This window comes from Flavobacterium sp. ABG (assembly GCF_001027725.1).
In the GTDB taxonomy this organism is placed as follows: domain Bacteria; phylum Bacteroidota; class Bacteroidia; order Flavobacteriales; family Flavobacteriaceae; genus Flavobacterium; species Flavobacterium cupriresistens.
On sequence record NZ_LEKS01000006.1, the window covers coordinates 75,810 to 97,470 of the forward strand.

The window sequence follows — 21,661 nt, forward strand, 5'->3', positions numbered from 1 at the left end:
TCGGTTTAGGTTCGGTATTCGCGAGTTACTTTGTCGACTCCGTCAATTTTTTTAATGGCATTAATCATTTTCTTCAAAATGGTGTTGTTTTGAACAATCACCGCAATCTGACCGTGGAAAATTCCGGCATCGGTACTCAAAGAAATACTCTGAATATTGACACTCATATTGTTCGAAATTACTCTTGTCAGTTGGTTTGTAAGTCCTAAAACGTCCATTCCGGTAATGTTGATAATGGCTTTGAATTCTTCCTGAGACGAATCGATCCATTTGGCACTCATGATACGGTAGGCGTAATTTGACTGCATTCCGATCGCATTTGGACAGTCCTTTTTGTGGACTTTAATTCCTTCGTTTATGGTTACAAATCCAAAAACATCATCCCCCGGAATCGGGTTACAACATTGCGAAAGTTTATAATCGAGTTTGTCATGTTCGGTTCCAAAAACCAACATATCATAATTGCTGCTTATAACAGGTTTATGAATGTCGTCGGCAGCGGTATCTTTATTTCTTTTGATTTTATTTTTAAAGAAATTGATAAAGGTGTTGCTTTTTTGAGCAGCATAATCTTTCAATTGCTGATTCTCAATAGCGCCAATTCCAACTCTGTAAAATAAATCTAAACTTGTTTTTAGTTTGAAAAAGTTAACTAATTCATTAATAACCTGCTCGTTGATGGTTATTTTTAAATGTTTCAGTTTTCGGGTAAGTAATTCTTTTCCTTCTTCACCGATTTTCTTAGTGTTCTCGTTCAGAACATTTTTAATCTTGGTTTTTGCTCTGGAAGTGGTTACATATTCCAGCCAGTTTATCGTTGGTTTCTGATTTGCAGATGTAATAACTTCAACCTGATCACCACTTTTTAACTCGTGATTTAAAGGAACAAGACGTCCGTTTACACGTGTTCCTCTGGTTTTGATTCCAATTTCGGAGTGAATACTAAAAGCAAAATCAAGCGAAGTGGCGCCTTTTGGTAATGATTTTATTTCTCCTTTTGGAGTAAAAATGAAGATTTCTTTTGAGTATAAATTCATTTTGAAATCTTCCACAAAATCAACCGCATTTGTCTCCTGATTTTCTAAAGCTTCGCGAAGCAAATTCAACCAAACATCTAATCCGCTTTCTTCTGTGGCTCCATTTTTATATTTGTAATGGGCTGCGTATCCTTTTTCTGCAATTTCATCCATACGTTCACTTCGAACCTGTACTTCAACCCAACGGCCTTTTGGTCCCATAACGGTAATGTGCAGAGCTTCGTAACCTGTTGATTTGGGAGAGGAAATCCAGTCGCGTAAACGACTTGGGCTGGGTCTGTAATGATCGGTTACGATAGAATAAATTTTCCAGGCGATAAATTTCTCATCGTGTGGATCTGATTTGTAGACTATTCTAAGGGCAAATTTGTCGTATACTTCATCAAAACTTACATTTTGAGCACGCATTTTTCGACGGATCGAATAGATCGATTTTGGACGGCCTTTAATAATGTAATCCACATTTTCGGCGTCTAAAGATTTTTTCAAAACATCAGAAATGTCTTTGATGTAAGCATCCTGTTCTTCTTTGGTTTCTCTTATTTTGCTGACAATATCTTCGTAAACTGCCGGCTCGGTATATTTTAAACCTAAATCTTCCAGTTTTGTTTTGATGTTGTATAATCCTAAACGGTGGGCAAGTGGCGCATAAATATACAGGGTTTCTGAGGCAATTTTGGTTTGTTTGTATTCGGCCATGGAATCCATAGTCTGCATGTTGTGCAAACGATCTGCCAGTTTGATCAAGATCACGCGAACGTCATCGTTAAGCGTCAGAATCATTTTTCTGAAATTTTCTGCCTGCATTGAGGCATTCAAATCTCTTTGAACCATCGAAATCTTGGTTAGTCCTTCAACCAATTGCGCTACTTTTGGATTAAATAGACGCTCAATATCTTCCACCGTTATTGGGGTATCTTCTACAACATCGTGCAATAAAGCGGCAGCAATAGAGGTCGCTCCCAAACCAATTTCGGAGGCCACAATTTTTGCAACAGCAATAGGATGAAAGATATAGGCTTCACCGGATTTGCGTCGCTGCTCTTTATGTGCATCAACTGCTACATCAAAAGCTTTTCGGATCAGTTTTTTGTCGGTAGGTGATAAAGTCTGGTAGCTAATCCGAAGTAATTCTTTATATTCTTGGGCAATTGCTTTGTTTTCTTTTTCAATATCTATTTCTATCATAACGGCATAGTTCAAGTACTAAAAATAAGAATAAGTTAGAACATACGCAAGGGAATAGCGTGTTGATTTCAGATTTTAGATTTTAGTTTTTTGAAGGGAATAATGCAGAAATTTAGAGGTGTGAAATGCTTTTTTTTGAAAACGATTGTCACCCTGAGCGGAGTCGAAGGCTTGTGAGGTTAATAGGGGGCTTCGACTTCGCTCAGCCTGACAGTCTCGGTCTCGGTCTCAGTTTTCAGTCCGGTTTAGAACGTGGGATAAGAATTAAAAAAAAAAATCTCAGTTCTGCGTTTTCAAAGTTAAATTGAAAACGCAGAACTGAGACTGAGACTGAAAACTGCGACTGAAAACTATTCCTTAGTAAAATCTAAATCCTGGAAGTCGTAACTGAAATCCGTTAATTCAGAAATAGGGAGCATTTTTAGATTCGCTACTTTTCCGCTTTCATCGTATTTAAATAAGAGATGAGCGTCGGCATGGAAAAATGCATTGTTCCATTTTACGACATAGTTGCCGTCTTTATAGAAAAAGATTTCGCCTGCCAGTTGTGGGGAACGTTGAGAAGCAAAGTATACTTTTCCTTTTTTTTCTGTAATAGTGATTTTTCCAAACCAATTGTCCTGGTAGCTTCCTGTAATTTTACTAAAATCTGTTTTAAGTTTGTCTTTTTTGTTTTTTGCAACCGTGGCCCAAACTTCATCGGTAACTTTATCGGCAGATGCTTCGTTGGCTTTTACTCTGTTGCTGTAAAGCGTTACATAATCTTCGGGTTTGATGCCTAAATAACTGTCTTTGATCGTATTGGTAATGGCGCTAAACGCTGCTCCTGATTGTTGATTGGTTAAAACAATAATTCCTAAACCCAGTTCCGGAATTAAAGTGGTTTGTGTTACGTTTCCTTCTAAACCACCGGTGTGAGAAACTTGTTTATAGCCTTTTACATCATTCAAAAACCAACCTAAGCCGTATCCTGAGAAATGAGTATTGTAAGGAGGTCTTGTTTTGGCAGGGATAATGGTTTGTAATTGCCACATTTCGTCGTGCTCTTTTTCTGAAAACAGTTGTTTATCACCATATTTTCCGTTGTTGATTTGTAAAATTGCCCATTTGCTCAAATCGTTTACACTTGAATAAATTCCGGCTGCTCCGTCGAAAAGTTGGTTTTCGTATCTTTTGATTGTTTTTAACTTTCCATCAACAGGAACGTGAGGCGTAATTACGTTTGAAGTATCTTTAAGGCGTTTTATCGAAGCGACACTTTCGTTCATTTCCAACGGTTTCATAATGCGGGTTTCGACAAACTCTGCCCAGCTTTGACCGCTTACAACATGCACAATTTCACCTGCAATGATGTACATTAAATTGTCATAATCGTATTTTGTTCTAAAACTGGAAACCGGTTTTAAATAGCGTAAATTATGAATGATATCCTTAGCGGTAAAATCACTTCCATCAGGCCAGATCATTAAATCTCCGGCACCAAGTCCAAGTCCGCTGCGGTGGGTTAGTAAATCACGGATTGTAAATTCTTCCGTTACATAATCGATTGACATTTTAAAATCCGGCAGGTATTTTACGACTTTGTCATCCCATTTTATTTTGCCTTCATCTACCAACATAGCCAGTGCGGCACTTGTAAAGGCTTTACTGTTTGAAGCGATTCCAAACAAGGTGTTGGCATCTACTTTTTGTTGGGTTATAACGGATTTTACGCCATATCCTTTTGCCAGAACTACTTTTCCATCTTTTACAATTGCAACTGAAATTCCGGGGACATCAAAGGCTTTTATCGTTCGATTGACCAATTCATCGACCTCCTGATTGGTGATTTGTGCTGAAACTGAAAAACTAAATAATAAAGCTAAAAGTGATACTTTGTAATTCATAATTATTTAAAATTTGGTGTTAGTTAAATCCTCTTTGGCGTTTGGCTTCGAAAATTAAAATGGCTGCCGCAACAGACACGTTCATACTGTCGATTTCGCCTTGCATTGGTATAATGATATTTTGTGTAGCTGCATCACGCCAGTCCTGTGTCAGACCTGTGGCTTCTGTTCCGACAACCAAAGCGGTTGGAGTTGTGAAATTTTGTGTGTGGTAAGAGGTCGAATTTTGCAACGTTGCGCAGTAAAAATCAATCTTTTTTTCTTTCAAATAAGCGATAATTTCTGCGGTAGTTCCTGTGGCAATTTGATTGGTAAACAAACAACCTACACTGGAACGCACAATATTAGGGTTGTATAAATCGCTTTTTGGATTGGCAATTAAAACGGCATCCAAATTAGCAGCATCTGCGGTACGTAAAAGAGCTCCTATATTTCCGGGTTTTTCCGGAGCTTCGGCGACTAAAATTAAGGGGTTATCGGATAATTTTAAATCCGATAATTGCATTGATTTGGTTTTGGCTACTGCCAAAATGCCTTCTGTAGTATCGCGATAAGCCAATTTTTGATAGACTTCTTTGTTGATTTCAATAAGTTGAACCGGTGAAGTAACAATTTTATTGATTTGACTCTCCGTTACTAATTCGGGTAAAAATAAAACGGTTTCAATTTCATACCCTCCTTTTATGGCGATAGAAATTTCACGTAGGCCTTCAATCAAAAATGTTCCGGTTTGTTTGCGGGCTTTTGCTTTTTCCTGAAGTAAAACAAGCGATTTGATAAACGGATTTTGTATTGAGGTAATTTGTTTCATTTTTTTTAAAGGAACTAAGTTTTTGAGGGGCTAAGGTACTGAGATTTTTTTTAAAGTTGTATAGGGGTTGAGTTGCAAAGTGACAGAGTTTTTTTTTGAGGTGCTGAGGTACTGAGTTGCTAAGGTTCTGAGTTTTTTTTTAAAGCTGCAAAGGCTCAGAGAGGTAAAGCTGCAGAGTTTAGAAAAAGGTTTAAAAGATTGCCACGAATTTCACGAATTGGCGCGAATTTTTAAAGTTTGACTACTATTATAATTCGTGTGAATTCGTGAAATTCGTGGCAAAAAAATATCTTACGGATTGCTTAATTTTTAAACAATTCTGTTATTTCTTTTTCTACAGGATGGGGTGCTGTAAAAGTATATCCCATGATTTTGGCAATGGTTTGTGCGAATTGTTTTTGATACAATTGCGTTGCTGTTTTGATTTCTCCTTTTGGCGCTATTTCAGGCCCCATTGCGGCAAACCAGATTTGTGAGGCTCCTTCAATATCTTTACCGTGATCGGTCCATTGTGTTTTTGTTTTGTCCCCGCGACCGTGATCTACCGTAATAAGCAGTGTCGTTTTGTTTTTGTATTGCGGATCGTTTTGTACAAAATTCCAGATTTCTTTGATCCATTTATCAACTTGGTTTGCGGCATCCAGATACGATTTGTAATGACCTGCATGAGCCCATTCATCGGTTTCTCCGTAAGCAATATAGAGTACTTTTGGTTTGTTGGTTTTGAGTTCGTTTAAGGCTTCATAATGGGTGAAAACATCAAGGCATTCGTCTTCATGAAAAGGCTTAAACGAGTTATCACGCATTTCGTTTAATAATTTATGATTTGCTGTTGGCTTCTTTCCGCCTACTTTATCAAAAGCCGAAATTACAGGGAAGTTGCTTCTTTTTTCGTTTAGAATTCTGTCAAAAGCATCCCAGGCACCAAAAGCAACCGTTTTTCCTTTTTCCTTTGGCTGCTGATTTAAAAACTCCAGAATATTTACATTTGGATTGGCTTTGTAAGAGTTAGCATTGATCTGCAAATCTACATTTCCAGTCATAATCTCACTGTATCCGGGATAACTAAACCAGTATGGATTGGAAACGTCAACGTTATTTCCGAAATCGCGATTGCCATAAATTTGTCCTTTCGAAGCAATTTCGGACCAGAAAAAGGGCATTATTTTTTTGCGGCTTTCATTGCTGTCAGCACTGTAATATTTCTTGTAGATGTAGGTACTGTCTCCCTGATTGAATTTTTTGTCGTTGGCAATTGCGGTATCCATCCCTTTAAAGACTTCCTGCCACCTAAAACCGTCTGTGGTGATGATAATAATATTTTCTGTTTTTTGTGCGCTCGACAAAAAGCTGATTAAAATGAATGGAATTAAAAGTAATTTTTTCATATTTATTGATTTATAAAAATTCAAGATTATAAAAGTTTATTTTTAATGAACCCAAAAACAATTTATTCCGTTTCATCAAACGAGTTTACTTTACAAAGTAACTGAAGTTTAACAGGGTCTTTTTTTGAATTTGGATATTGCTCGCTATTAATTCTTTTTTCAAATTCTTTCATTATATCTAAATCCAGATCATCTTTAACGGCGAATTGTATTTCATTCGTATCTTTTTTTAATTCAAACTGAATCATAATTTTTCCTGATTTTTCGGAATTTTGAAACAATTCATTAAATATTTTTTGCGTTTTTTCTATGATTAATGTAATGTCTTCAACAGAACTATTTTGGGTTATTTCATCATCGGAACTGAGCAACAAAACTTTTTCAATTTTGGTTTCTTTCATTCCTTGAGTAATTGGTTTTTGATCTTTTTTAGGAGCTTCATCCAGCCACAATAGTTTTAGTTTCTTTTTTAAGATATTTAAAATGTAATTGTGCTCTTTTGTTTCTATGATTAATAAAGGTTCGTCAATGTCAAATGATATAACTGACCAATAATACTTTAATTCGTCTTCATTTGCTTTTCGAATTTTATATCCTTGCGATACTTCATTTTTGAATTCATCCCATATTATTTTGGTGTCATTGATGTCATGAGTCATTTGTCCATCTAATACTGAATTATTAACATGAAATTGAACTTTTCCTGTCTGTAGTTTTTGAATGTTTTTATTGTCCTTGTATCTTTTCCATAGTTCTGGGCCAACAATCATATTTTCTTGTAGAAGTTTATAATCGTTGCTATTGGATAAATTACTAGTGATTAATTTTTTTGCATTTTCGAGAACTTTAGGACTGCAGTAATTGTAAACAATTCCTTTTGGAACTGTTATTGTTTCTTTTTCCTGTGCATTTGAGAAAATGCTTGTGAAAAAGAATACAATCAAAATTACTTTTTTCATAGTTTTATATTTTAAATTCGGTAACCATTTTAGATTTCACAAAAAACATTTCACCTAATTACAAAATCCCTCTCGACTTAATTTCCAGATACTTATTAATAGCATCCAAAGTCAGATTTTCGGGTTGTGTAAGTATCGAATGAATTCCGTATTTTTTAAGTTCGTTGGCGATTAGTCGTTTTTCGAACATGAATTTTTCAGCAATAACCTTATCGTATATTTCCTGAATCGTACCCGTTTTTTTATGGATAATTTCATTCAGTTCAGTATTGCTGAAGAAAATTACCACTAATAAATGGCTTTTTGCAATTCCTTTTAAATAGGGTAATTGCCTGTTTAGACCGTCCATTGTTTCAAAATTGGTGTACAGAATGATCAAACTTCTTTGGTTGATGTTTTTCTTGATGTCAACATACAAACGACTGTAATCACTCTCAAAAAAATCGGTTTTGATGTTGTACAAAGTCTCGAGGATCTTTTGCATTTGCGAGCCTCTTTTTTCGGCAAAAACTCTGTTTTCTACTTTTTTAGAGAAGGCGAAAATTCCTGCTTTGTCTTGTTTCTTTAGAATTACATTCGATAAAACCAAAGTCGAATTTATAGCATAGTCCAATAAACTTAAGCCGTTAAAAGGCATTTGCATGACACGTCCTTTGTCAATTGCCAGATATACTGATTGTGATTTTTCGTCCTGAAATTGATTTACCATCAAGGCATTTTTCTTTGCTGTGGCTTTCCAGTTTATAGTTCGCAGATCATCTCCCTGAACGTATTCTTTGATTTGTTCAAATTCCATGGTATGTCCGATACGGCGAATTTTTTTAATTCCGTATTGAAACAGGTTGTTCGAAATAGCAAAGAGATCGTATTTTCTTAATTGAATATAAGACGGATAGGTTGGAACCATTTGGTCTTTATCAAAAGTAAATCTTCGGGAGATTAATTTTAATGGGGAAGAAACATAGATATTAAGATTTCCAAAATAGTATTCGCCACGTTCCGTCGGACGCAAATCGTATCCGATTTCTTCCTGAGCGGAGGCTTTTATGCTTTTTATAATTTTGAAATCACGGACTTGAAATTGAAACGGAATTTCATCAATGACCTTCGCCGAAATCGGAAAAGTATATTGATTTTTGATTGTAATTTGTATTGGGTTTAAATCGCCATTTGAAAGTTTTTCGGGCGTATTTCTCGATGCTTCAATACCGGTTTTGGCTAAATACAGGAGTAAAATGTCTAATGCTAAAAAAGTAGTGAGAACTAAAACTATAAACCAAACACCGTTATATAAAGTAGGAAAAATAAAAGCACAAAAAAACAGTCCGACAATACCCAGAAGCACATAGAAGAAGAAGTTGTTGATGTATAGACTTTTTATGAATTTCACGTTTTTAATGGTTTCAGGTTTTTTTGTTTCAAGTTTTTTTGTTTCAGGTTTTTTTTGTTTCAGGTTTCACGTTGAGGATGTTTCGTGTTACTTTTTACATTTTACAAGCAACATTTATCTTGGAATTTCAACGGTTTCTATGATTTGTTTGATGATTTCAGAGCTTGTGATTCCTTCCATTTCGCGCTCCGGTGAGACGATAACACGGTGTTGCAGCACTGGAACAGTTGCGTCTTTAATATCTTCTGGTGTTACAAAATCGCGACCACGAATGGCTGCATAACCTTTGGCTGCATTCAGAATTGCGATTGAGGCACGAGGAGAGGCTCCAAGGTATAAGAAGGCATTTTCACGCGTGTTTACTACGATTCTGGCAATGTATTCCAATAGATTTTGTTCTACTCTGATTTGTTTGATTAATGCTTGGTAGGCTTTGATCTCTACTGCAGAAAGTATCGTTTTTATCGCTTCCAGTTTGCCGTGATCTTGTAGCAAATGTTCTCTTTGAATGATTTGAATTTCTTCATCCAATTTTGGATAATCGATGGTGATTTTGAATAAAAAACGGTCTAATTGTGCTTCAGGTAAACGATACGTTCCTTCTTGCTCAATAGGGTTTTGTGTGGCAATTACCAAAAAGGGAGTTTCTAATTTGTAGGCAGACCCATCAATGGTAATCTGACGTTCCTCCATAACTTCAAAAAGGGCAGCCTGTGTTTTGGCAGGAGCACGGTTAATCTCATCGATTAGAATTAAATTAGAGAAGATTGGTCCTTTTTTAAATTCGAATTCAGAGTTCTTCAGATTAAAAATCGAAGTTCCTAAAATATCGGAAGGCATTAAATCTGGTGTAAACTGGATTCGGCTGAAACCAATGTTTAACGTTTTTGAGAGTAATTTTGCCGTAATGGTTTTAGCAACTCCGGGAACTCCTTCCAACAAAACATGTCCGTTTGATAGTATAGCAACCAAAAGCTGATCAATCATTTTATGCTGACCTACAATTACTGTTTCCAACTCTTTTTTGATACTGCTAACGTGGTCTAAAAGTGGCGTTAGGTTTAGTCGGGTTTCAAAATTTACATTTTCGTTTGTAATTTCTGTTTTTGTTGTATTTATATCGTCCATGTTGTGGTATGTTTTCTTTTGAATGAATTTCTGTTAAAAGTATTAATTTAAAATCTTCTCGATGGCATTATTAATTCGAATTAAATCTTCTTCGAGACTTCCGTGATAACTTCGTCGGTATTCGTTGATCAAAAATACAAGTTCGCGGATGTCTTTTTCCTCTTTTCCTGATTTGTGATGCAGTTTCTGGATAAAAGTATCGTCGAGTTTTGTGGTGTCGATTAGGTACTCATTTCGTATTCTTTCGAGGAAATAAATGATTTTTTTATCGATAATGTTATCATGATCGCCTTCCTGGTAGTATAAGTTTCCGATAGTTTTGGTAAAATCAACGGTTAAGTTAGGGAGCGGTTTTAGGATTGGAACGATTCTTTGTTTTCGTTTGGCATTAAAAAGAATAAAAATCAGGATTCCAATTAGCAACAGGTACCACGCCCATTTTAATGCGGGCTGACTTAAAATGTATCGCAACGGCGAATCAGAAATGGATTCGCTGTTTTGTCCTTTGGTATACCAGTAAATGTTTCCTTTTGGCATATACGAAAGTACATTTTCGGCATACTGATAATGATCCTTTTTTAATAAATGGTAGTTGGTAAAAGCAACAGGTTGCATGTGCAAATAAAAATAGCCACCCGAATAAGGGACTTTTATAAAGTTGACATGTTTTTCTTTTTGATTCCCCTGATAACCTAAAATGGTAGTCGTTGCCGTATCTATTTTTGTGAAATAATTTTCAATACCAACATCTTTAAGCAGGTATTTTTTGGAACTTACTTTTGCGTTAGCCATCCAGACCTTTGCATTAGGCGCAGCTTGAAAGTTGGTGTTTATCTCAATCTTCAAACTGTCTAATATCGACTGGGGAAACGTTTTCATGCTCAAAAAAGCATTATTTCCATGAGATACAAAGTAAAAAAGCTCGGTTATGGACTGATCGTCAATATCGCCAAATTCGGCTATATTGAAAAAAGTACCTTTAATGCTGTATTTTCCGGAAACGGTATCGGGAATGTATTTTGAATCTAAAAACTCATAAGGAGTTATAGTAGCTATGCGTTCAATTTTTTGCTTTTTTAGTAAGCCACCAATTTCTTTGTCAAAAATATATAATCCGTATGGAATTTTATCATTGACAGAGTAGGTTGGTCTCCAATCGATCGGTTTGGGCTTATTGGCACTGGTTATTACAATAAGAGCAAAAACAAAAACCAGAATAGCGATGTAAATTTTTACGGATTTATTCATTGCTAAAGGTTTTTATTGAATTCTTAAAACGGTTTTCTGCTTTTTTGAAAGTGGTTTCATCAATTTCAAATTCGCCATACCAAATATAGTTGTACAAATAAGATAAATAAGTGAACTCTTCTTTATAAACGGGGCTTTGAAGCTCGTATAAATAATCGGAATTGGTTTTTTCGATATCCCATTCGATATAATGGTTTTGCGCCATAACTTTTAATAACCAAAGGTAATAGTAGCGTATTGCGATTCTTCTTTCTCCTTTTTCGATACTCTCCTGAATAAGTTTTTTGAAATCTAACAGATGTATGTTTTTCTCCAGTTCAGAGTAATAGATGGTCTTTTTATGAGAATCTTTTCCGAAAATCCATTTACCTTCTTTATTAATTATTGCTTTTACGATCAGATAGATTACAAAAACAATAATCAGTACGGCGAGTACTTTCAATAAAATAGACACAAAATTTAATGCGGCCTGCGGGTTGCTGAAAGTGAAGAGATTTCTTAAAATACTGGCCAGCCATTCTTTAAAATGATCCCAGAGATTTTTCTCAGGGGCTTTGTATTCGTATACAAAATCTGAGGAAGTATATTTTTTCTTGAAATCTGTATGAAAAGTTTTGGCCTCAACCGCATCCGAATCGATTATGATATCTTTCTCCGTATATTTTACCGAGGTAATTTTTGGCGGATCGACAGTCACCAAGGTATCTTGAGCATTTGTGATGCTAAAGAAAAAAAGAAAAGATAAAACAAAGAAAATTTTATTCATTATCGGTACTGATTAGATCAATTTGGCTGATAGTTGTTGTGTTTTTTTGTGTACGATAAAAGGATAAACCAAATAGTAAAAAGAGATAATACCTAAGGTTAAGAGTATGATAAAACTGCTTAATACGTTGGGCATATCGATTGAATATCGGGTGATAAAACCTTCAAGGAATCCTGCGCCAATAGTAAAAGGAAAGGTGCTCAGGAAGATTTTGAAACTGTTTTTGAAACCTATTTTAAAAGAATTTACCCGGGAAAATGTCTTTGGAAACAATATCGAAGCTCCGAGAATAAATCCGGCAGCGGTTTCGATTACGATGGCAAAAATTTCCATAGAACCATGAATCCAGATTCCACGAACACTTTTCCAGAAAACACCTTGTTCGTAAAAAAAGTACTGAAAGGCTCCTAGCATAATGCAGTTTTGCATGGCAATATAAAAAGTGCCAATTCCTGCAAAAAGACCGTAAATATAACATCTGGCTCCTACATAAAGGTTGTTCATGGTGATGCCAATAAAACTTCCCCAATTACTTCCAGAGGCATAAACGGCCATAGGATCTCCTTTTTTAATGTTTTCTAAAGTCATGTTTACATAACCGTCCCCTAAAATTAAGCGAACAAAATTAATGTCGTATCGTGCCGAAATAACACCAATGCCCACGGTTATAAAAAATAAGACAAATGAATACAAGAGATATCTTCTGTATTCGTACACCAGCAAAGGCACTTCGGTTCTGAAAAATTCCAGAAACCTGTTTTTCTCAGCTCGTTTGGTTTTGTAAATTTTTTGATAGATCTGTGAAGCCAAATGATTTAGATAAACGACAGTCTTGCTTTTTGGGTAATACGTTTGAGCGTAAGACAAATCATTCATCATTTGAATGTACAAATTGGCTAACTCATCAGGATTTTTTTTAGCTTTACCGAAAATAGCTAGCTCAAATTCCAGCCATTTTTCTTTATTTTGTTTTATGAAGGCGATCTCTCTCATTATGGGCTAAAATATAAAATATGTCAGAATTATCAATAAATACTACGCAAAATGTTAAAATAAATTTTATAGCAGCATCTGCCGGCGAGCGGATCGGCTCTTATTTTATCGATTTGATTATTAAATTTGCCTATCTCATAGTCATTTACGGGATATTTTTTTACGCATTCCATTTAGATATGGCATTAGATGGTATGGATAACTGGTCCAGAATATCGATCCTTTTGCTGCTTTATTTCCCGGTTGTCATTTATTCGCTCACATTAGAAAGCATTTTTGAAGGTCAAACGATCGGAAAAAAGCTGGTTAAGATAAAAGTGGTGAAAATTGATGGCTATCAGGCCGGTTTTGGAGACTACTTGATGCGATGGTTTTTCAGACTTGTAGATATTTCTATTTTTAGCGGTGTTATTGCTTTGGTAGCTGTAGTTTCGAGTAAAAAAGGACAGCGTTTAGGAGACATGGTGGCGGGAACTGCTGTTATTACTTTAAAGAATAAAATTAATATAAGTCATACCATTCTCGAAGAGATCGGAGACGCTTATATTCCGACTTATCCTTTGGTGATAAAATTGTCTGATAATGATATGCGAATTATAAAGGAAACATTTCAAAAAGCAGATCTTAAAAATGACTATGAAACCATTACTAAATTGGTTACTAAAATTGAAAGTGTTACCGGAATCAAAAATCAATCCGGCAATGAACGTGATTTTCTAAGGGTAATTTTAAAAGATTATAATTTTTACACGCAGAATATGTAGGGGCAGGGAACAAAATAAGGGTTGCCACGAATTTCACCAATTAACACGAATTATAATAACAGTCAAACTTTAAAAATTCGCGCCAATTCGTGGTAAAAAGCTATTTTGAGGTGTTTTAAGAAAATCATAATTTTTTCGCATAGGCTTATGTGATTTATTTGGAGTGAAACGTCTTTTTTTAAGTTTTGTTGACTATGTCTCTATGTGGTGAAATTAATTGCATTCAAAAGGTATGACATATATCATTTTTTGCGAGCCTCTAAATTGATAACTTTGACTAATCAAATAGAAACAATTATAAGCGGACAAATACCGCTTATCAATTTAATCAGGCAGGTAACATTGTTACCTGTATTTTGAATGGAGTCACCGAAAAGCCATAAGAGTAGGGTAATTTAAATGATTAAGATTATGAAAACTACAAAGTTTTTTGCGATAATTATGTTATTGGTTACGATTGCAGGTTTTGCTCAAAATGGAAGCAAAAAGTTAGATAAAATAATAAAACGTGACTACCAGATTATTGAATGTACTATTGCAAAAATGTCTGATAAAACGGTAGAATATTCTTTACCGGGTGAGACGTTGCAAATTTCACTGGATATCTCCCAAATTGCCAGAATTGATTTTGCCAGTGGTCGTTCTCAGACCTTTGATGTTTCTACAACCAGTAATGTGGTAAGTAGCACTAATACTAACAACAGCTCAAATCAAACGCTAGCCAGTGCCGACATGAAGCCCAATACCATTGCGGTATTGCCCGTTCCTTATGTAAATGCAGACAATCTGCAAAGTTCTGAGGAGATGTCTAAATTTGCTCAAAACGATCTTTATAACAAATTATTAGATAAGTCCTCTAATATTTTCCCGCTGACAGTTCAGGATTTGCGAACAACAAACAGTTTGTTGCACAAAGCCGGAATTGATTATAAAAACATCGACGAGACTCCGATTGAAGACCTTCAAAAAATTCTTGGAGTTGACAACATCGTGGCTGCCAAAATTTCTTTTACAACGGCCGAAAGCGCAACATCAGTAGCCTATAATAGTGGGAATGCTAAAATTAGCGATAACAATAAAAAGGTAAAAACAAGCGATATTGGGACAACCAGTACCAATACCCAGACGTATTACTATTACACGGTATATTTTGATATGTATAAAAACAACACAAAAATATATTCTCAAACCAGAAAACCTTTGTTCAGTATAAAAGACAGTTGGATCGATTCTGTTTCGTATTTATTGAAAAGAAGCCCGATTTATACCAAAAAATAATGGCGAGTTCGCTGTAAAAACAAGGAATAAAGTAAAATAATTTAGTCAAATCTTTGTACCTATGCACCTTTGAATCTTAGTAACTAAAAATAAAAAATGTTCCATTTATTAGACCTGATCGGTACGATGGCCTTTGCTATGTCCGGCGCTTTAACAGCAATGCATAAAAAATTAGACCCGTTTGGGGTCTTTATTATTGCTTTTGTTACGGCTGTTGGAGGAGGAACCCTGCGTGATGTTCTAATAGGCAGAACCCCGGTTGGATGGATGAAAGATCTGCAATACGTTTACGTTATTACTTTCGGGTTTTTTCTGGCCATTCTTTTCAGAAAAAAGTTTGACAGACTACGAACTTCTTTGTTTCTTTTTGATACCATCGGGTTGGGCGTTTTTACCTTAATTGGATTAGAAAAAGGAATTTCAATTGGTTTACATCCCATAATTTGTATTGCTCTTGGCACCATGACAGCTTGTTTTGGAGGTGTTATTCGTGATATTTTATGTACGGAGATTCCAACAATCTTCAGAAGAGAAATTTATGCTACGATCTGTATTTTAGGAGGAGCCGTTTTCTTTATACTAAAAAAAATGAATCTGGAGGATGATCTTTTGTATTTGATAACTTCTTTGGTAATCATTATAGTGAGGCTGATGGCGGTAAAATACAAATGGTATCTGAAAGCATTTGATCACAAATAGTTAAATCAGGGATGACAAAATATACGGTAAAAAAATACGATCAAAATGATTTTGCAATTTGGAATGACTTCCTTGCGAAGGCCAAAAATGCAACTTTTTTATTTCATCGTAATTTCATGCAGTATCATCAGGATCGTTTTGAAGATTTTTCGCTTCTTGTTTTTAAAAATGAAAAGTTACTAGCGGTTTTACCGGCTAATAAAGAAGGTGATTTGGTGTATTCGCATCAGGGCCTTACTTACGGAGGTTTGGTTTATAAGGATCAGACCAAGTTGAGCACAGTGCTTGCTGTTTTTCAGTCCGTTTTGTTTTTTTTGAATGAAAGTGGAATTCAAAAATTAATTGTTAAGATACTACCGTCAATTTATCATTTAAAACCCGCCGAAGAAATTTTATATTGTTTCTTTGTAGCTGAAGGTAAATTAATCCGTCGGGACTCCCTTTCTGTTATTGATTTGTCGCAAAAAAATACTGTTTCAAAAATTAGAAAAAGAGGTTTTCAGAAAGCAGTTTCAAATCAGTTGCATATCAAAGAAGAAAACGATTTTGAATTGTTCTGGAATGAAATTCTGATTCCCAATCTGGATAAAAAACACAAGACAATACCAGTTCATTCCTTAGAAGAAATTAGTCGGTTAAAGGTGTTTTTTCCAGATAATATTCGTCAGTTTAACGTGTATTTTGAAGGCAAAATCATAGGCGGAACAACTGTTTTTGAAACAGAAACAGTAGCACACTGCCAGTATATTTCGAAGTTGGAACAAGACGATCGTTTAGGAAGTTTAGATTTCTTATATCAACATTTGATTCAAGAAAGATATGCTAAAAAGCGTTTTTTTGACTTCGGGATTTCAAATGAAAATCAGGGCAAAAAACTAAATGAAGGATTGTCCTATTGGAAGGAAAGTTTCGGAGCCAGCACCATAATTCACGATTTTTACGAAGTTGAAACTTCCAATTATAGCTTACTAAATAACGTTTTGATATGATTTCTTTTTTAGATCTAAAAAAAATAAACGAGCCGTACGAAGCTGCTTTTCAGGAAAAACTGAAATCGGTTTTTCATAACGGTTGGTATGTATTAGGGAAAGAAACTGAGACATTTGAAAAGGCTTTTGCTAAATATTGTAATGCCGAATATTGTATTGGAGTGGGGAATGGTCTGGATGCTTTGACATTGATTTTTAAAGCCTATATTCAATTAGGGAAACTCCGAAAAGGAGACGAAGTTATTGTTCCCGCCAATACCTATATTGCTAGTGTTTTAGCCATTTTACAAGCCGATTTGGTTCCGGTTTTAGTCGAACCCAAATTAGAGACCTATACGCTAAATCCGGATTTAATTTCGGAAAAAATCACTTCAAAAACCAAGGCCATTTTAGCAGTTCATTTGTACGGCCAATTAGCGGAAATGGATCAGATTAACAGCATTGCAAGGGAGAATAATTTGCTAATTATTGAAGATGCAGCACAGTCTCACGGAGCAGGAAGAAGTTTAAAGTCAAAAGTCGAAAGTCAAAATACTCAAAACAACAATCTACAATCTGAAAACAACAATCTACACTCAGCAGTCGCCTACAGTTTTTATCCGGGGAAAAATTTGGGAGCTTTAGGAGATGGTGGAGCCATTACAACAAATGATATAGCGTTGGCAAAAGTGCTGTTTTCACTGCGAAATTACGGTTCTGAAAAAAAATATTACAATGAATTTATTGGTGTAAATTCAAGATTAGACGAATTGCAAGCTGCTTTTTTGAACTTAAAACTGCCTAATTTAGATCTTGACAATGACAAACGTCGTGTTATTGCAAAACGGTATTTAACAGAAATTAAAAATGGCAAAATAATACTTCCCGTTTGGGATTTATCGAATGATCATGTGTTTCATTTATTTGTTATTCGAACAGGAAATAGAGAAAATTTGCAAGAATATTTAATACTAAACAATATTCAGACGGTTATTCATTATCCAATTCCACCACATCAACAGCAAGCATTCCCGAATTGGAATCAGTTATCGTTTCCAATTACAGAGAAGATTCATGATGAAGTTTTGAGTTTGCCAATGAGCCCGGTTTTAACGGAGTTGGAAGTAGATTTTATTGTTGAGGTTTTAAATAAATATTAATTTTGATTGGATAAAAATGGCACAATTAAAATTATTTATTAAAAAATTCGTACCTGAAATACTATGGATTTCGTTAATCAGGATTTATAATTTCACCAAATTAAGAGCTGCTTTTGATTGGTATGAAATCAAACAAGCACCTAAAAAGCACCGAAAAGCACTTCAGCTTGTGAGAGGCAAAGAAAAAGTAAAAGTTGCCTTCTTTTTGACCCATGAGTCTGTTTGGAAATACGATGTTCTTTTTGATTTAATGCTAAAGCATCCAAAATTTGAACCTTTTCTATTCGTTTGCCCTGTGGTAGATTATGGCGTGGAAAACATGCTGTTTGAAATGGATAAAACATTCAGAGCTTTTAAAAATAAAGGCTATGATGTTATTAAAACCTATGATAATGAAGCAAAAAAGTACTTGGATATAAAAAAAAGTTTCGAACCGGACCTTGTGTTTTATACCAATCCGTACGAAGGATTGCAGGATTATCGGTATTACATCAAACAGTTTTCAAGAACCTTAACTTGTTATGTACCTTATGCCGTTATGACAGTTGATTTTGAGTTTGTTTATAATTTAAATTTTCATAATCTTGTTTGGAAAATTTTTGCCGAAACCCCACTTCATAAAGAAATCGCATTACAAAAACAAAGAAATAAAGGAAGAAATACTATTGTAACAGGCTATCCGGGATTCGATCCGTTATTAATCAATAAAAATCCAAATCATACAGTTTGGAAAAATAAAAATTTAGCGCTGAAAAAGATTATATGGGCGCCACATCATTCAATGACTGAGTTGAATAGAGTCGCAAATTTTTTAGAATACCATGACTTTTTTTTAGAGTTGGCTGAAAAGTATAAGGATAAAGTACAAATTGCATTTAAACCACACCATCTGTTACGAGTTAAATTAGAACAAGACGTTAATTGGGGCAAAGAAAAAACAGACAACTATTATAATAAATGGTCAAGCTTAGAGAATGGCCAATTTGACAATGGTGATTATATAGCTCTTTTTTTAACTTCAGATGCATTGATTCACGATTGCGGTTCATTTATGGGGGAATATTTGATCACGGGAAAGCCTTCCCTTTTTATGGTCAGAGAGGAATCGGTTATGGAATACTGGAATGTTTTTGGGGAGAAAGCAGTAGCGGCGCATTATCAGTCCAGAAATAAGAAACAGGTAGTCGATTTTATTGAAAAAGTGGTATTGAATGAAAAGGATTGGATGAAAGAAGAACGTGATAATTTTGTTCAGAATATTTTAATTCCAAAAAATAGAAAGACTGCTTCTGAAAATATATTGGAGTATTTAGAGCGTCAAATCTTTTCATAATTTAAAACTGTATTTTTACTTTTTTTAAACCAAGTAATAATGAGGATAAAAGTCATAATTGGATTGAAAAAAGTTAAATACAACTAAATTTTAATTGTCTTAAATGCAAAATACTTCTATAAAATTAGCCGCAACAAAAGGAATTTTTTGGTCAGCGGTGGATAAATTTGCTGTTCAATTCGGACAGTTTATAGCGAGTATCATACTTGCCAGAATTTTGGTTCCCGAAGATTTTGGTTTAATAGGCATGTTAACCATTTTTATAGCTTTATCACAAACTTTTATTGAAAGTGGATTGAACATCGGACTAATTCAACGTCAAGACAGGAAAGAGGTTGATTTTTCGACCCTATTTGTTTTCAATTTGGCTGTAAGTAGTTTTTTTTATTTGCTGTTATTTCTATCAGCACCATTTATCGCCTCTTTTTTTGAACAACCTCAATTAACAAATCTGGCGAGAATGCTGAGTTTAAGTCTGCTTATAAATGCTTTTGCAATCGTTCAGCGAACGAAATTAACAATTGCAGTTGATTTCAAATCTATAGCAAAAAGTAATGTAATCGGAATGCTTTCAGGAGGCGTATGTGGGGTGCTGGCTGCTATAAATGGATATGAAGTCTGGTCTTTGGTTGTTCAAATATTGATTGGTTCTTTTGCTTCGTCTGTGTCTTTATGGTTTTTTAGTAATTGGGTTCCTTCTATTGCTTTTTCAAGAAAATCATTTAAATCATTATTTGGTTATGGTTCAAAATTACTAGCAGCTGGTTTGTATGCTCAGATTTTAAATAATGTATATACAATTTGTTTAGGTAAGTTTTACTCAACGGTTTCATTAGGGTATTATACCAGAGCAAAGAGTTTTGCTGATATAGCGGCAGGTACAATTACAAGTATTCTGCAACAGGCCACATTTCCAATTCTTGCTATAGTACAACATGATAAAGAGAAATTGGTTTCTATTTACAGCAGAATGATTCGAATGTCTGCTTTTGTGATTATCCCACCAATGACGCTCATCGCGTTGTTGGCCAAACCAATTGTTGTAATAGTTCTTACCGAAAAATGGATTTCTTTAATTCCACTTTTGCAATGGATCGTTTTTTCACGTGTTTTTCTTCCTATGAGTGCCATAAATTTAAATTTACTAAATGCAATCGGACGTTCTGATTTGTTTCTAAAGGTAGATTTGTCTAAGCTGCCTTTCACAGTATTAGCTATGATTATTACCATTCCTTTAGGTGTAAAAGCTATTGTAATCGGGCATGTTGTTACATCGGCTTTGTTTTTTGTCTTCAATGCTTACTTGCCAGGAAAATTGTATGGTTATGGAGCAATTAGGCAAATAAAAGACACGCTGCCTTTTATTGTTGCTACGATAGGAATGTCGATTTTAGTATATAGTATGATTTACTTTATAGAGAATTTGGTCTTACAATTATTTTTAGGCGCTATTCTTGGACCGATAACCTATTTGTTTATTTGTTGGTTATTGAAATTAGAGGAGCTAAAAGAGGTTTGGCAATTGTTTTTGAAGTTGAAGAAAAGGTGAGGGATTATTGGAGATAAAGTTGGTGTCGATTTAGTATGTACGATGTTTTATGGAGTCACTATTTTATTGAAATTAAAAAAAGTGACTTTATCCGGAATCCTAAAATCAGCTTTTTAGGGAGCAGTATCGGGAGTCGATAGGAAGTTGCTTTACGGCCGCAAGAACGGGTGCCAACGAAGGTGTTTGTGTCAAATTTTCGAAGTGCCTAATTTTTGGTGCTGGGAACAGTATATGTTGTGGTACAAGATGCTATGAAAATGATTCAATCCGGTTGAGTAGGTTTCTTAAGCAGAGCGACTGCAGGATTTTTCGGTAGTCTGGGTGCAACAGCCAGGAGTGCCGGAGTGGGTAAATTTGCTAAAAGCGCTGTTGCTACAATAGTATTTGGTGCCTAAAGTGGTGGTGTAGGTGCTGAGTTGACAGGAGGTGATTTTTGGCAGGGAGCAGTGACGGGCGGTATTTAATTATTATCAAAGAAATCCAACAGATAGCGCACATTTTGCTTATAGATTAGAATTCGCTGACAATCCGTTTCAGGGTAGTTCTGTAAGTGGGAGTTTTCAATGGCCTGTAGTTAATAATGTTAATTTAACGGGACAGTATTATAGGAGTGGAGTACTAATTAATCACATAAATATAACAGATTATGCAATCAAACATCCTTAAAACAAAAATAGTATTATATATTCTGATGATGTTTTTTTTAATTTTAAGTTGTAACAAAAAAAATAATTTAGAAAATCAAATTACTATAAAAATAAATTCAATTGATAGTGAAACCAGAAAGTCCCGAGTTAATATTTTTGACACTATCGAAGTTAGCGTACAGGAGAATGGTTATTTAATGAAGAGTTTTAATAAAGTTGGAGAATATGTAACAGATTCTTCAGGGTCGATTAAAATTAAAATTAATCCGACCAAAGGGTATAAGTTTATGCTTCATGGCCCCAATATTTATGGTTCAGCTAACTTTTCTGAAGCATTCACCAAAGAAAAATTAAAGAACGGTCAAGAAGTTAATATAGAGGTTATATCTCTTGAGAATAGGTAGTATTTCGGATTAGTTGTTCTGTAGAATATCAATGTAACTACTTGAAAAGTAATTGCTGAGAAATG

The 21,661-nt window shown here is 34.9% G+C and carries 18 protein-coding genes; 8 read left to right on the forward strand and 10 right to left on the reverse strand.

What is annotated here, in order from left to right; genetic code table 11:
- Positions 1-5: 5 nt before the first annotated feature.
- From AB674_RS08000 to AB674_RS08050, 10 genes are all read right to left on the reverse strand, one after another.
- On the reverse strand, positions 6-2,225 hold the full coding sequence (locus AB674_RS08000) for a RelA/SpoT family protein (RefSeq protein ID WP_047775487.1): 2,220 nt from the start codon (positions 2,223-2,225) through the stop codon (positions 6-8).
- A gap of 350 nt (positions 2,226-2,575) precedes the next feature.
- Entirely contained in the window at positions 2,576-4,111 is a 1,536-nt protein-coding gene (locus AB674_RS08010) for a serine hydrolase (RefSeq protein ID WP_047775490.1), read from the reverse strand.
- A gap of 19 nt (positions 4,112-4,130) precedes the next feature.
- Positions 4,131-4,922 carry a TrmH family RNA methyltransferase gene (locus tag AB674_RS08015; RefSeq protein WP_047775492.1) on the reverse strand — a complete coding sequence of 264 codons (792 nt, stop codon included), beginning with the start codon at positions 4,920-4,922 and terminating at the stop codon, positions 4,131-4,133.
- A gap of 302 nt (positions 4,923-5,224) precedes the next feature.
- On the reverse strand, positions 5,225-6,310 hold the full coding sequence (locus AB674_RS08020; RefSeq protein ID WP_047775494.1) for a phosphoglyceromutase: 1,086 nt from the start codon (positions 6,308-6,310) through the stop codon (positions 5,225-5,227).
- Between the two features lie 62 nt (positions 6,311-6,372).
- Entirely contained in the window at positions 6,373-7,269 is an 897-nt protein-coding gene (locus AB674_RS22535; RefSeq protein ID WP_117610293.1) for a hypothetical protein, read from the reverse strand.
- 58 nt (positions 7,270-7,327) lie between these two features.
- Entirely contained in the window at positions 7,328-8,659 is a 1,332-nt protein-coding gene (locus tag AB674_RS08030; RefSeq protein ID WP_047775495.1) for a DUF58 domain-containing protein, read from the reverse strand.
- Positions 8,660-8,773: 114 nt separating this feature from the next.
- Positions 8,774-9,787 carry an AAA family ATPase gene (locus AB674_RS08035; RefSeq protein WP_047775496.1) on the reverse strand — a complete coding sequence of 338 codons (1,014 nt, stop codon included), beginning with the start codon at positions 9,785-9,787 and terminating at the stop codon, positions 8,774-8,776.
- A 42-nt stretch (positions 9,788-9,829) separates the two neighbouring features.
- Positions 9,830-11,035, reverse strand: a complete 1,206-nt coding sequence (locus AB674_RS08040; RefSeq protein ID WP_047775498.1) for a DUF4350 domain-containing protein — start codon at positions 11,033-11,035, stop codon at positions 9,830-9,832.
- Complete coding sequence (locus AB674_RS08045; RefSeq protein ID WP_047775499.1) at positions 11,028-11,801, reverse strand: hypothetical protein; 774 nt, start codon at positions 11,799-11,801, stop codon at positions 11,028-11,030. The genes AB674_RS08040 and AB674_RS08045 overlap by 8 nt, the downstream gene beginning before the upstream one ends.
- A gap of 12 nt (positions 11,802-11,813) precedes the next feature.
- Entirely contained in the window at positions 11,814-12,794 is a 981-nt protein-coding gene (locus AB674_RS08050) for a stage II sporulation protein M (protein WP_047775501.1), read from the reverse strand.
- A 20-nt stretch (positions 12,795-12,814) separates the two neighbouring features.
- Here AB674_RS08050 and AB674_RS08055 point away from each other — a divergent pair, with 20 nt between their 5' ends.
- The 8 genes from AB674_RS08055 to AB674_RS08090 all read left to right on the forward strand — a co-directional run bounded on the left by AB674_RS08055 (position 12,815) and on the right by AB674_RS08090 (position 21,596).
- Positions 12,815-13,558 (forward strand): RDD family protein, encoded by a 744-nt coding sequence (locus AB674_RS08055; RefSeq protein WP_047775503.1) that lies wholly within the window; start codon positions 12,815-12,817, stop codon positions 13,556-13,558.
- 411 nt (positions 13,559-13,969) lie between these two features.
- Positions 13,970-14,836: a hypothetical protein gene (locus tag AB674_RS08060; RefSeq protein WP_047775504.1), complete on the forward strand. Its 867-nt coding sequence runs from the start codon at positions 13,970-13,972 to the stop codon at positions 14,834-14,836.
- Positions 14,837-14,932: 96 nt separating this feature from the next.
- Positions 14,933-15,535: a trimeric intracellular cation channel family protein gene (locus AB674_RS08065; protein WP_047775506.1), complete on the forward strand. Its 603-nt coding sequence runs from the start codon at positions 14,933-14,935 to the stop codon at positions 15,533-15,535.
- Positions 15,536-15,546: 11 nt separating this feature from the next.
- Positions 15,547-16,524, forward strand: coding sequence for a hypothetical protein (locus tag AB674_RS08070; protein ID WP_047775507.1), 978 nt, complete (start codon positions 15,547-15,549; stop codon positions 16,522-16,524).
- Positions 16,521-17,663, forward strand: coding sequence for a DegT/DnrJ/EryC1/StrS family aminotransferase (locus AB674_RS08075; protein WP_047775508.1), 1,143 nt, complete (start codon positions 16,521-16,523; stop codon positions 17,661-17,663). Before AB674_RS08070 ends, AB674_RS08075 begins: the two co-directional genes overlap by 4 nt.
- Before the next feature lie 16 nt (positions 17,664-17,679).
- Positions 17,680-18,996 carry a CDP-glycerol--glycerophosphate glycerophosphotransferase gene (locus AB674_RS08080; RefSeq protein ID WP_047775509.1) on the forward strand — a complete coding sequence of 439 codons (1,317 nt, stop codon included), beginning with the start codon at positions 17,680-17,682 and terminating at the stop codon, positions 18,994-18,996.
- Positions 18,997-19,099: 103 nt separating this feature from the next.
- The gene (locus tag AB674_RS08085; protein WP_047775510.1) at positions 19,100-20,545 is read left to right on the forward strand and encodes a lipopolysaccharide biosynthesis protein; all 1,446 of its coding nucleotides are present in this window, start codon (positions 19,100-19,102) and stop codon (positions 20,543-20,545) included.
- Between the two features lie 646 nt (positions 20,546-21,191).
- Positions 21,192-21,596 (forward strand): hypothetical protein, encoded by a 405-nt coding sequence (locus AB674_RS08090; RefSeq protein WP_131701527.1) that lies wholly within the window; start codon positions 21,192-21,194, stop codon positions 21,594-21,596.
- The last annotated feature ends 65 nt before the right edge of the window (positions 21,597-21,661 follow it).

Bases quoted from the DNA above. Each gene is read 5' to 3' on its own strand.
- AB674_RS22535 (WP_117610293.1), bottom strand. From the start codon at position 7,269: ATGAAAAAAGTAATTTTGATTGTATTCTTTTTCACAAGCATTTTCTCA.
- AB674_RS08020 (WP_047775494.1), bottom strand. From the start codon at position 6,310: ATGAAAAAATTACTTTTAATTCCATTCATTTTAATCAGCTTTTTGTCG.
- AB674_RS08080 (WP_047775509.1), top strand. From the start codon at position 17,680: ATGGCACAATTAAAATTATTTATTAAAAAATTCGTACCTGAAATACTA.
- AB674_RS08070 (WP_047775507.1), top strand. From the start codon at position 15,547: ATGACAAAATATACGGTAAAAAAATACGATCAAAATGATTTTGCAATT.
- AB674_RS08015 (WP_047775492.1), bottom strand. From the start codon at position 4,922: ATGAAACAAATTACCTCAATACAAAATCCGTTTATCAAATCGCTTGTT.
- AB674_RS08060 (WP_047775504.1), top strand. From the start codon at position 13,970: ATGAAAACTACAAAGTTTTTTGCGATAATTATGTTATTGGTTACGATT.
- AB674_RS08055 (WP_047775503.1), top strand. From the start codon at position 12,815: ATGTCAGAATTATCAATAAATACTACGCAAAATGTTAAAATAAATTTT.
- AB674_RS08075 (WP_047775508.1), top strand. From the start codon at position 16,521: ATGATTTCTTTTTTAGATCTAAAAAAAATAAACGAGCCGTACGAAGCT.
- AB674_RS08045 (WP_047775499.1), bottom strand. From the start codon at position 11,801: ATGAATAAAATTTTCTTTGTTTTATCTTTTCTTTTTTTCTTTAGCATC.
- AB674_RS08010 (WP_047775490.1), bottom strand. From the start codon at position 4,111: ATGAATTACAAAGTATCACTTTTAGCTTTATTATTTAGTTTTTCAGTT.
- AB674_RS08050 (WP_047775501.1), bottom strand. From the start codon at position 12,794: ATGAGAGAGATCGCCTTCATAAAACAAAATAAAGAAAAATGGCTGGAA.
- AB674_RS08035 (WP_047775496.1), bottom strand. From the start codon at position 9,787: ATGGACGATATAAATACAACAAAAACAGAAATTACAAACGAAAATGTA.
- AB674_RS08090 (WP_131701527.1), top strand. From the start codon at position 21,192: ATGCAATCAAACATCCTTAAAACAAAAATAGTATTATATATTCTGATG.
- AB674_RS08000 (WP_047775487.1), bottom strand. From the start codon at position 2,225: ATGATAGAAATAGATATTGAAAAAGAAAACAAAGCAATTGCCCAAGAA.
- AB674_RS08065 (WP_047775506.1), top strand. From the start codon at position 14,933: ATGTTCCATTTATTAGACCTGATCGGTACGATGGCCTTTGCTATGTCC.
- AB674_RS08085 (WP_047775510.1), top strand. From the start codon at position 19,100: ATGCAAAATACTTCTATAAAATTAGCCGCAACAAAAGGAATTTTTTGG.
- AB674_RS08040 (WP_047775498.1), bottom strand. From the start codon at position 11,035: ATGAATAAATCCGTAAAAATTTACATCGCTATTCTGGTTTTTGTTTTT.